At 66.8% G+C, this 12,260-nt stretch carries 4 protein-coding genes; 2 read left to right on the plus strand and 2 right to left on the minus strand.

What is annotated here, in order from left to right:
- Positions 1–3: 3 nt before the first annotated feature.
- On the minus strand, positions 4–777 hold the full coding sequence (locus GWP04_10810; GenBank protein NIA26041.1) for an alpha/beta fold hydrolase: 774 nt from the start codon (positions 775–777) through the stop codon (positions 4–6).
- 1,998 nt (positions 778–2,775) lie between these two features.
- Here GWP04_10810 and GWP04_10815 point away from each other — a divergent pair.
- Positions 2,776–6,087 carry a hypothetical protein gene (locus GWP04_10815; protein NIA26042.1) on the plus strand — a complete coding sequence of 1,104 codons (3,312 nt, stop codon included), beginning with the start codon at positions 2,776–2,778 and terminating at the stop codon, positions 6,085–6,087.
- A gap of 44 nt (positions 6,088–6,131) precedes the next feature.
- On the opposite strand, the gene GWP04_10820 is transcribed toward GWP04_10815, so the two are convergent.
- On the minus strand, positions 6,132–7,877 hold the full coding sequence (locus tag GWP04_10820; GenBank protein ID NIA26043.1) for an AMP-binding protein: 1,746 nt from the start codon (positions 7,875–7,877) through the stop codon (positions 6,132–6,134).
- Between the two features lie 862 nt (positions 7,878–8,739).
- On the opposite strand from GWP04_10820, the gene GWP04_10825 reads away from it, so the two are divergent.
- On the plus strand, positions 8,740–9,384 hold the full coding sequence (locus GWP04_10825) for a protein-L-isoaspartate(D-aspartate) O-methyltransferase (GenBank protein ID NIA26044.1): 645 nt from the start codon (positions 8,740–8,742) through the stop codon (positions 9,382–9,384).
- Positions 9,385–12,260 lie beyond the last annotated feature (2,876 nt).

The raw sequence follows: 12,260 nt of genomic DNA on the forward strand, positions 1-12,260 counted from the left end.
CTGTCATCGATGCGAACCGGCCTCGGTGATGAAGCGGACCGTCGCCTCGATCACCTTGGGACCGGCGACCAGAAGGAGGTCGTTGTGGTCGGCGCCGGAGACGATCACCAGCTCTTTGGGGTGGGGCGCCGCCTCGAAGATGGCTCGGCTCTGGTCGAGCGGCACGATTGAATCCTCAGCTCCGCCGATCACCAAGGTGGCCGTGGCCACGTCGCCGATGCGGTCGAGCGAGGGGTACCCATCCCGGAGCAAGATCCGGGCGGGGAGGAGCGGGTAGTGGACGGCCGCCAGGTCGGCCAGGGAGGTGAAGGGTGATCGCATGACCAGCGCCGTCGGCGGGAAGGCGAGGGCCAGTTCTGTGGCGACGGCCGCGCCCAGCGATTCACCGAAGTAGACCAGATCGTTCCCTGGAGTTCGCTGTCGGACCCACTGCACTGCCGCCCGGGCGTCGAGGGCGAGCCCGGCGGCAGTCGGATGGCCGAGATTGTCCCCGTAGCCGCGGTAGTCGAATAGCAGCACTCCAAACCCTTCGGCCGCCAGACGCGCGCCGAGAGGCGCCCGGCCGGCCCGGTTGCCTGCGTTCCCGTTGAAGACGACCACCACAGGAGCGTGCTTCAAAGGTGGTGTGAACCAGCCGTGTAGCGTCAGGCCATCGGTTGTCTCGAAGGCGACTTCCTCCCATGCGTGGAGCCGTTCACTCACCGGTGGGACGCCGCGGGTGGGGAAGTAGATCAACCGGCCCTGGAACAGCCAGAGTCCCCCGAGGACGACCACCACCGCCACGACGATGCCAAACACAAACCGCAGAATCTCAGCTCACTCTCCCAGCCGTCATCTCGCCTACCTCCACTCTGGCACGTGCTGGTGCCGGCCGGCCGTCGGATGTCCGGAAGTCACCTCCTCGATCGTGCGGATGGGGTGTGGAACGACAAGTCATGAGACCAAGGGGCGTTCTTGGCCTAAGCGATCCGGTTATCGCTCACACCAAGACCCTGACGGGAAACCGACCAGGTGAAGGGCGGACAGATGGCTTGATTCGCTGGATCGGACCGGCCCGTTCTGCAGTGATAGCGGGCCTGTCCCTAACGCTCTGCGAACCCAGCGAATAGCTCCGCTCGGCCGGCAAGGGCAGGCGGCCGCGGGAACCGGCCCAACAGGTGCTTGGGCTATCGTTAGTGTGCGATGTGCTGTGGAGACTTCCACCGCGCCCGGCACCGACGGTGTGCCGTGACCGTGTTCGTTCTGATAGCAGCGCTGATAGGTGCGTTCACGGTCGTACCGGCTCCGGGTATCGTGCGAGCAGAGTCGGGCGCAGCGACAGCAGCCGCTTCGGAAGGGGGCTGCCCGACCTTCGGCGATGCCACCTTCACCGTGACGGACACTGCGACCCTGCAAGGCCCTCCGCCGATAGAGCCGGCCTACATGATCGAACTCCTCACCCCATCGGACCGCGCTGGTGAGCAGGTGACGATCGTGAGCGTCGTTGTCGTCGGCGGCGATCTGACGATTCTCGATGCCCTGATGAAAGACCAGCTCGTCGGCCGGCCCCTCACGGTGGCGGAGTCGTACCGGATGGTCCGCTGTGCGGCCGGCGCTGTCGGCGCCAGTGCTACCTACTATCTGGTCGAGGCGGTACCGGCCGCACAGTTCCTGCCTACGGCCACCTGGACGATCGAAGGGTACGACTGTGGCGACCGGAAAGGCTGGAGCCTTACGAGCACGATGACCCAGGTGCCCGTCAACGACGTGACCGGTCTGGGTTTCACATTCACCGGGACCGGCTTCCTCAACGAGGACACCTGGATCGAGAATCCATACCGTTGGGACGCCCTCACGTGGTACGACGATTGGAACACGGCGACGCGGCGGTGGGTTGCCTCATACGAGAAGACCTCTACCGGTTCCTACGAGCTGAGCGACCCGCTGAGCTCGATCCCCGAATACCTACCCCTCGATGTCGCCCTGAGGACGGGGGACACGCTCGAACTCCACGGTGTCGATTTTCGTGTCGCCGGCCGGGAGGTGTGGGTCATCGAACAGTCCGACTCGCGGGGTGTCAGCTCCCATGAACGTATGGCGTGGCGGCTCGTGAACGTGGACACGCTCGCCTGGGATGGATGGCAGGTGTCTCCCGGCGACTGGACCGTGCGTTATGACGAGGAGGTTGGTGTCCTGGTGGACGCCTGGCGGGTGGAAGAACGTCTCAACGCGGACGGCGAACACGTCAGCTACCGAGTGAAGTCAACAAACCTGACACAGCCCGAATACCGCGGTATGCGCGGCGTGGCTAGGGCCGGCAGCGAGTCGTGCCTGACCCTCGGTGCAGATACCGACGGTGACGGGATCGCCGACGACGTGGACCTCGATGATGACGACGACGGCCTCGTCGATGGCGACGACAACTGCCGGCTCGTTGTCAACCTCGATCAGGCCGACACCGACGGGGACGGTATCGGCGACGCATGCGATGACGACTCCGATAACGACGGGGTGGCCGATGTCCTGGACAACTGCCCGCTCATGGTCAACCCGGGCCAGGCCGACGGCGACGGGGACGGTATCGGCGACGCATGCGATGACGACTCCGATAACGACGGGGTGGCCGATGTCCTGGACAACTGCCCCCTCGCGGCCAACCCGGGCCAGGCCGACGGCGACGGTGACGGCGTCGGTGACGAATGCGACAACTGTGACACCATCGCCAACGAGCACCAGTACGACGTCGATGCTGACGGCGTCGGTGATGCCTGTGACGCCGACGACGACGGCGACGGGGTGGCCGATGACTTGGACAACTGCCCCCTCGCGGCCAACCCCGAACAGGACGATGAGGACGGCGACGGTGTTGGTGACGCCTGCCAGGCCGTCGACCTGCAGGTGGCCGCCCTGACGCCCGCGGACGAGGTGTTCGTCGAGGGATCGCCGATCGAGATAGAGGTCACCGTACGTAATCGGGGGGCGGTTGCGTCGACGGGCCCGACCCGGGTCAGGCTCGTGTTGGTGAAGGCGGTGGCAGGCCGAGAAGGCGTCGAGTTCGCGGGTTCAGTCGCGGACCGGACGTCCCAGCATGCCGATCTGAGCGCCGGCGAGGGGATCGCGGCCTACGGGACACTGACATTCACCGCGTCGTTCACTGTCGACGTCAGCCGCGGTCCGTACATCGTGCTGGCGCGCCCGGCCGCTCGACCGTCGACGCCGGGGACCTCTGCCTCTGCGTACGTGTGGGTCCAGGGCGACGTCGACCGCGATGGCATTCCCGACGGGTCGGACAACTGCCCGGGCGTCGTCAATGCCGACCAGCTCGATGCCGACGCCGACGGAATCGGCGATGCCTGCGACGTGGAGACCCACTTCTTCAACCGATTCGACGATGACGGCGACGGGCTGGTCGACTGCAAGGACCCCGACGTCCAGCGGGCGCAGGTGGTGGCCACAGTCGACGGCGCGACCGTGAACTTCTCTGCGAGCGTCGACGGTCACGCGATAGACCTGCTCTCCGTCAAGCTGGACGACCGCTGGTACTGGATCGGTGCCACCACCGGGGCGGATCTCGTGTGGCGTCAGATCGACACGGACGGCACGGTGCGGGTCGACCTCACGGGGGTGGACGCCCGTGGCGATCATCTGTGGTCGGCCTCGCTGTGCGATCGGGACCTCTCCGGTGCATTTGCGATCAGCGCTGTCGACGAGGTGTGCGACAACGAACGCGACGATGACCGCGACGGCCGGATCGACGCCGACGACCCGGATTGCCTCGGCGAAATCGGCATTGCCGCGTGGGCCACGACCGGCGGCCGGACCACGGGCGGGCTCCTGCACTTCATGGCGGCCTCCGTCGAGGGGCCGGTGGCTGGTCTCGTGTTCTCGGTCGATGAGGCGAGATGCGGCGCCACTGGTACCGACGGTACGACGAGCTGCGCGTTTGAGAAGGCGCCGTCGGATGGGGCGTTCTCGTGGTCGGCCATCTCCGGCTCGGGCGTTCTGGCACAGGGTGTCCTGCCGTATCGGCGAATGGACCTGCGCGGGATCATCGACGGGGCTGTCGGCACCGTCGACGTCTACGGCGCTTTCGCCACGATCACGCTCGACAGCGCGTCGCTGTCGAGCGTGCTGCTCGGCGACGGGCACTACCAGTGGGTGGGCACCGACGCCGACGGCGAGGAGGCGTCGGGCTACTTCGATGTCCAGGACGGCGCGCCTCAGGCTCTGGAATGGCGTGGCTTCGCGAGCCACGCTTTCGAGGGCACGGTGTACGCGCTGCGGGCGATGGCGGATCGCGCCTACTCGATCGACGGGGCCTTGGCCGCCGGCCCCACTGACGAGATCATCGTGCGCGGGCACCTCTACATCGACGCCGGCGGCACCGTGAAGCTCGCCACCGGCCTGGCCGGGGAGACGGTCGAGCAACCGCCCTCCACCGCCGGCGCCACCCTCACCGTCACCGGGCTCACCGACCTCAGCCCGTGGGAGAACCTGTTCTCACAGAAGGGGGGCCGGCGTTGGGTCGACGCCAGAACCGAGATCCGCGGAACACTCAGTGGTCGCACGCTCTCCTACACCGGGCCGGCCAAGCGAACCTGGGAACTCGTGGACAGTGGGCAGCACGCCGGCATCGGCGTGTTCGTCTGGGACGACACGAACGAGGAGTACCTTCCTGTGACGGACGCTCAGCTCGCGGCGAAGGTGCTCATTTCGTGGGCCGTGAGCAGGGGCTTCCTCGGCCGCGGCGTCTACGGCGTCGACTGGCAGCTCGAGACCCGGCGCGACGCCGTCGAGCAGTTCACGGACAAATTCATCGCCGAACGCGAGTCGGCCAACGTCGAGATCCCAGGCCTGGGTTGGAGCACACCGATCGGCGTCGATCGGGCCCTCGATGCCCTCTGCGCAGTTGCCGGCTGCACCCTCCCCGACCCCACCAAGCTCGATCAGCTGGCGACCGCGGCGGCCGAGAACCTCGTGACCGACGCCATCACGGGCGCCATGACACAACAGCTGCTTCGGCTGGGGCTGAAGTCGGCACTGGGAGCGAGTACGTTCGCCGCCACCGAAGTGACGGTCGCGAGCATCGCGGCGACGACCGTTGTCGGTCTTGTCGGCGCGTGGGGGATCCAGAAGGCCGCCGACCTCGACGACGTCAAGTACCACAAGGACGTAATGATCCGCAGCGCCGACTGGGCCAGGAACGCCGCGACGGGACTGCATCCGCTCGGCGATCTCACTCAGTGGTCGAACGTCGAGGACGCCTACGCCGCCTACATCCACACACTGCTTATGGCCAAGCTGCACTTCGAGACGACGGTTGCGTTCTGGGCTTTTGTCGAGAACGAGTGCGGCGGGACCCTGAAGGCCAGCGCGGTGGCCTGTGACATGGACTGGGCGACGCCCCTCGAGACGGCCAACGGCAACGTCGAGACGATCGACCACTGGATGAAGGAAGCCGACAACGCCTTCTGGGTCGGCCCGGCTTCGGCAGCGGCCGAAGGTGTCGCCTGGCACCGTTTGGACGATGACAAGACCGTTATCGAGGTGTTCAGCCCGGTGGTGCTCCACCTCTACGACAGCGCAGGCCGCCATGTGGGTCCAGTCGACGGCGGACCGCCTGAGGTGGAGATCCCGGATGTTGTGTTCGACCCCTACTCCGAGCCGCAGCGGATCGTGGTGTTCGGCGCCGACGAGTACCGCATCGAGATCGATGGGTTGAGCGACGGCACCTTCGACTTGCACGTGCGATCCGAGCACCGCAAGGAGCCCACGTGGCTCGCCTACGACGATGTCGAGGTCACCGCCGGCTCGCACGGAGTGGTGGTGCTTTCCGCGCGAGAGCCCAACGACGGGTTCACGCCGGTGCTGGAGCTTGACGTCGACGGTGACGGACTGTTCGACCGATCGTTCGCCCCCGATGTCTCGCTCGTCGATGACTACAGCATCGGGGCCATTGGCGGAGGAGGTTGGTCGCTACTGCATTTCGCTCTGACGGGACTAGTGGCGCTCGGCGTGATGACCCTCGCTCTGCTCGCACGGCGGCGCCGCCGACACGACACGGGCCCGGCGCAGGAGACGCTGCCATTTGACAGCGGCGGGGCCTGACACGTGTGATCAGCCGCAACTTCACGGGCGGACCCGTGAGCCGCCTACTCGTACATCGCGTCGATCTCGGCGGCGAAGTGATCTCTGACGACCTTGCGTCTCACCTTAAGGGTGGGCGTGAGCTCACCACGCTCGATCGACAACGGTTCATCGAGGATTGTGAACTTCTTGATCTGCCGTACGCGGGCAAGGTCCGTATTTGTCTCATCGATCGCCGCCTGAACCGCGTGGTCGACCGCGTCGGCGTCGAGGCCCATCTCCTCGACGGCTTGCGCGTCGAGTGAGATCAGGACGGTGAGATAGGGACGCAGGTCCCCGATCACGATGGCGTCGCCGATGATCGGGGCTGTTTTCAGCTCGATCTCGATGAGCGACGGCGTCACGTTCTCACCGCCCGAGGTGATAATGATGTCCTTCTTGCGATCGGTGATGAACAGGAACCCGTCATCGTCGATGTATCCGACATCACCGGTGTGGAGGAAACCGTCCTCACTCAACGCCTCTGACGTCGCCTGCGGATTCTTCATGTACCCGAGGAAGTTGTTCGGGCCGCGGGTCAGGATCTCGCCGTCTTCGGCGATCTTCAGCTCGACCTGAGGGAGGGCAGGGCCCACCGAGCCGAAACGGTTGTTGGCGGGACGGTTGAACGCGCACACACCCGTGCACTCTGACAGGCCGTAGAGGTTGAGGATCTGCAACCCCAGGCCTGCGAAGAACTCGGGGATCGTGATCGAGAGCGGCGCAGCGGCCGAGAACGCGAACCGAGCCTGATCGAGACCCATCGCTTTCTTCGCCTTCGAGTAGACGAGCTTGTCGAATAGCCTGTACTGCAAGCCGAGCCAGGCACCTGGCGCCTCCCCCCGGTTGATGGCGCCCATGTGCCGTCTGCCGACGGCAAGCGCCCGGTCTGCGAGTACCTTCTTCACGCCGGTGGCCTTGCTCACTGCTTCACTCACGCCGGCGTAGAACTTCTCCCAGACCCGAGGCACCGCGAAGAACGCCGTTGGGCGAACCTCTTTGATGGTCTCCGCGAGGCGTCTGATGTCCGTCTCGTAGTAGACCACGTGGCCGCTCACCGCCGGTGTGAGCAGGGTTATGACTTGCTCGGCGATGTGAGAGAGGGGGAGATAGGAGATCACCCGGTCGTCGGGACCCACCGGGATGATGTCGATGAGGACCCTGGCTATGTATGCCAGAGCCTCATGGGGCAGCACGACCGCCTTTGGTGGTCCGGTGGTGCCCGACGTGTAGAGGAGGGTCGCACCATCACGCGGGCCGAGCCCGTCCAGCCTGGCATCGAGGGTTTCATCAGAGATCTGGCTGCCACCTGCGACGAACTCGTCCCAGGTCATGGCGCCATCGCCGCCGATCGCGTCGTTGCCCATGAGCACGATGTGACGCAGCCCCGGCAGCTCGTGACGCTTGACCAGGATCTTGTCCAGTTGTTCCAGATTCTGGACGAGGACCACAGGCGACTCGGAATGCTTGATGACATACGCGCACTCCGTCGGCGTGTTCGTCGCATAGATTCCGGCCGGCAGCGCACCGATCGCCATGGCGGCGACATCGAAGATGACCCACTCGGGCTGGTTGGTCCCGAGGATGGACACCGACATGGTCGGTTCGACACCGAGCGCGATGAGTCCTTTCGCGGCGTCGCGAATCTTGGACACATACTCGGCCCAGCTCGTCGTCACCCATCGATCGTTGTCGCGCACCGCGTACGCAGGCACGCTGCCTCGTTCGGCACCGGTTGTCAGGATCTTGTGGACAATGCTCTCGAACGCCATGGCAGCCTCCTTGCGTTCGTGGGCGGATACCGATAACACTACGCGTTCGCCACTGGTTGGGGGCACGATGTGGGGGCCATCAAAGGAATTCGTCGCGCGGCCGTTCATGGAGGCCCCCGAACCCGTATTCTCGTCAGGCATTCCACCTATCCCGGCTCATGTACACGAGGCTCTCCACTGTCGGTGCGTCGTTGTCGTGATCACCGTGGTCGACAGTGCCGCATGCCCTTCCGGGACCTTCGTTCGCCGGCGCTCACACCGTGCGTTTGTCGGATTCGACAAGAAACGAACCTTGGCCACTCCCGGATCGTCGTACACGACAGCGTTCGTGACGTGCCGCTACGGTCACTGCTTCAAACGCAGCAACGCCTGCGGCCGGGATCCCTTGCGGGGCGACGGTTCTCGGTGACTTGTCCGAGGGGACGAGCACGGTGACTTCATCAGACACAAGCTCGATGTCGTCCAGACAGCTGTGCTACAGCGTGACCATTCGGATTCCCGCCTCGATCGGTCCTTACCGCCTGGTGAATCGTGGAGCAACTCCGTGCAAAGCGGTGAAGGCTTGCAGCAGCCTGCATGCAACAACGGTTCTGCTCATCGTCAGCTTGGCTCTCGGTGCACAAGCATGCGGAAGTGAGGACAACTCCGACCATCACGCCGGAACCTCTAGCGCCACCACCACTTCCTAGGTGGAGAGGCCGTCACACGAAGCACCCCGGGGTATGCTCGGGCCATGAGGGCTGCCGTCTGGATGCTGCTCGCGGCGCTGTCGGTCGCAGCGTGTTCGGGCGGGGGAGCGCCGACCACGGTGGCGACCCCCGCTTCGACATCCTTGACCACGTCGACTTCGGCGCCTACGCCCATGTTTCCCGACGACGAGTTCGCCGAGGACCGCGCCCGCATGGTCGACGAGCAGATCGCGGCCCGGATGATTTCCGACCCGCTGGTGCTGAACGCAATGCGCACGGTGCCCCGGCACCTGTTCGTGCCCGACGAGTACCGGGACAAGGCCTACGAGGATCACCCCCTGCCGATCGGGTACGGCCAGACCATCTCCCAACCGTACATCGTGGCGCTCATGTCTGAGCGGCTCGGCCTGACGCCCGGGGACCGGGTCCTCGAGATCGGCACCGGGTCGGGCTACCAGGCGGCGGTCCTTGCCCAAATGGGGATGCACGTCTACACGATCGAAATCATCCCGGAGCTGGCCGAGCGGTCCGGGGCGCTGCTCGCCGAACTGGGCTACACCGATGTCGCCACCCGTACCGCCGACGGCTACTTCGGGTGGGAGGAGGAGGCCCCGTTCGACGCCATCATCGTCACTGCCGCCCCCGACCACGTGCCGCAGCCGCTGGTCGGGCAGCTCGCTCCGGGCGGCAGGATGGTGATCCCCGTCGGACCGGTGGGGGCAGTCCAGACGTTGTGGAGGTTCACCGCCGACCCGGGGGGTGAGCTGGTCGCCGAGAACTTGGGCGCGGTCAGGTTCGTGCCGCTCACTGGCGGCTGAGCAGGGGCCGGGGGCGACCGGTTCGTGGTGGCCGCCAGCAGCGCACAGCCGGCGTAGCAGGCCGCCCCCAGCCAGATCACCATGGTGAACCCGTAGTTCAACGCCAGGAGCGCCGAGGCCGCCGCACTGATCACCGACGTCGTGCCGTTGACGCCCCACGCCCACGGGACCAGGCCGGGAGCATGATGCTCGAGGTGGGAAAGACCCCGGGGAAACATCGTCCCCATCAGAAACCCGAGAGGCGCCAGCGCCAGCGCGCCGCCCGCCATGCGCACCACGAGCGGTGCGGGCAGCAGTAGCCGGGTCAAGACCCCGACGAGCGCCGGGTAGGCGGCAATGGCGACGACCAGCGCGGCGGCGCCGGCCCGCCACGGCACCCGCTCCGATGCCAGCGATCCGGCTCCCGAAGCCAGCAGCAGAGCGAACAGGACCACCGCCAGAGCGGTGGTCGGCCTGCCGACGAGGAGGATGTAGCGCTGCACGAGGGGAAGCTCGATGAAGAGGAACCCAATCCCGAGCAGACCGAAGTAGCCGATGGTCCACCACCGGATGTGCCGTGTCCCTCCGCCGCGTCCCGGGAGCCGGCGCAGGAGTAACGGAGCCACGATGAGGACCACCGTGCCGAGCACGGAGAAGGCAAGCAGGGCCAGGAGCACGAAGTAACCGGCCCCGCCGAACGGCTGCCACGTACGCCCGAGGCTGCCGAGGACGTCGGGGGCCTGCACCCACTTGAAGAAGTGGCCGAAGAATGGGTGGTCGTCGGTGGGTGGGGCGATGTCGAACTCGGTCGCAGCGTACGCGATCTCGGGGGAAGCACCCAGCAATGCTGCGGCCAGCGGCACGTATTCGTCGTCGGGGAGCACGTTGAAGCGGTTCGTCTCGGCCGGGTCGAGGTCGGGCATGACGATGGGATCGAAGCGGCGCTCTTCGGCGAACGCACGTATGACAGCGAGGTCCGCGGGGTCGAAGCCGTCCGGCCGGACCAGCACCAGCGCGGTGGCGTAGCTCCGCAACGCGACCACCGAGCGCTCCGGCTCGAGACCACGGCGTCGCACCGCGGCGGCCGCGACCGCAATCAGCCGCGACTCCTCACTGGGCGGGGTCTGCATCCAGCGCATCACGCCGAGGATCCCGCCGGGACGGAGCCGGTCGAGATAGCCGTCGAATGCCTCGACCGTGAGCTGGTAGTTCTCACCGAGGCTGTAGGCACCTGAAGCGACCGGGCGATAGGGCTGGGTCAGGGCGAGGTCGATGACGTCGAACCGCTCCTGGGTCGCTTCGACGAAGGCGCGCGGGTCGTCGACTACCACTCGGACGCGGGAATCGGCGTACGGGCCGGCGGGCGTGGCGCGGGCCGCATCGAGGGCGGCCCGGCTGGGCTCCACCGCTGTCACGGTGGCGGCACCGGAGGCCAGCGCCACAAGCACGTCGAGTCCGCCGCGAGCGTCCAGTACAAGGGCGTCTCCACCGGGTCGCAGCGCGAACGGAAGCGACGTCAGCAGGTATGGAGCGAAGTCCGCGTCGGCGGCTGCCACCCGAGGGATCGGGGCCAGGTCGTCGGCGTCGAAGGTGATGCCGTCCTGGGGTGGGGGCGGGCCGGTGTACGTGAAGCTGAGTCCGGGCAGCGAGCGGATTCCGTCGCTTCGGACATGATCCACACGGGCGGCCGCACTCCACCGGGTCGTTACCAGCTCCGAGCCGGGGTAGCGCAGCGCGGCGGTGAGCCCCTTGTACGGCGACAGGCGCATGTCGAGAAAGCCCGGCGACGTAATCGCCAGGCCGATGAGCACGACGAGTGCCACGGCGTATCCGCCCGCTGCTCCGCGGCCGCCGGCGACTGATCGGAATGCCACAGCGGCCGCCATCGCCAGCGCGGCCGCCATCATGATCACGCCCTCGCCGCCAAGCGGCGCCAGGCTCCCGAGCGCCGCCACCGCCCCGAGGCCGGCCCCCGCCAGGCTCGCGGCATAGACCTTCCGGGAGCCGAGTGGCGACGGCTGATCCCAACCCGCCAGCAGCGTCCCGATCACTGCGCCGCCGAAGAAGAACGGCACGGCCAGTACCAGGTAGTACGCGGCGAGGTAGAGGATCTGGCGGCGGTCCCAGGCGATGCTGAAAGAGTCGAACGGGATCGAGTTGACGACGAGGTATGCGCCGAGTGTGGAGAGCGCTTGACCGGCGGCCAGGAGCGCCCAGCGCCGGGCACCACCTCGGCCCAAGCGCGGGAACGCGGCGAGGATCGAACCGCTGGCCCCGAAGCCGAGGAGGGCGAGGCTTACCGTCAGGAATGCAAAGTGATAGAACTGGCTGACCGCGAAGAGGCGGGTCAGCACCACCTCGAGCACCAGCACCGCCGCCGACGCAAGCGCGACGCCGCCGAGCGTCAAGCCGGTGGCGGCAGGCGCCTTGTGGGACTCGGGGGCCTCCGGTCCGAGGGTGGTGGGGGTGAGGGCCTCGGTCATCGTTACCTGTTCTTGCAGTCGCATTCCAATCGTACGCGGGCGAGTGCTCCGGCCGGCGCTCGAGCCGGCATGACGTCGGCGAGGAGTACGGGCAGGCGCCGCGGTCCCGAGTCGCCGGGACGGGCTCGAACGCGTCGGGACACGGGGCTCCACACGCACGGCAGCGGCCCGTCTGGTCGTGGACGTTGCGTGTGTAGGAGTACGACGCACCGTTGTGGGGGGCGATGTCATGGGACCGAGTCGAGGTGGCCGGTGGGGTGGGCGGGCGGCTCACTGTCTTGAAGTTGGGTGGAATCCGGTGAAGCACACCGGCACGTCCGGGCCGAGCCGGTACGGAGGCGGGCTGGGGTACGCTGACAAGGGATGGTTGTGATCACCGACCCGTTTGTGCTCGACGACTACCAGCCGGCCGCG

This window comes from Gammaproteobacteria bacterium (assembly GCA_011682695.1).
Lineage (GTDB): Bacteria > Actinomycetota > Acidimicrobiia > Spongiisociales > UBA4744 > BMS3Bbin01.

Excerpts from the sequence above, each read along its gene's own strand:
- GWP04_10820 (NIA26043.1), bottom strand. The coding sequence starts at position 7,877 with ATGGCGTTCGAGAGCATTGTCCACAAGATCCTGACAACCGGTGCCGAA.
- GWP04_10825 (NIA26044.1), top strand. The coding sequence starts at position 8,740 with ATGTTTCCCGACGACGAGTTCGCCGAGGACCGCGCCCGCATGGTCGAC.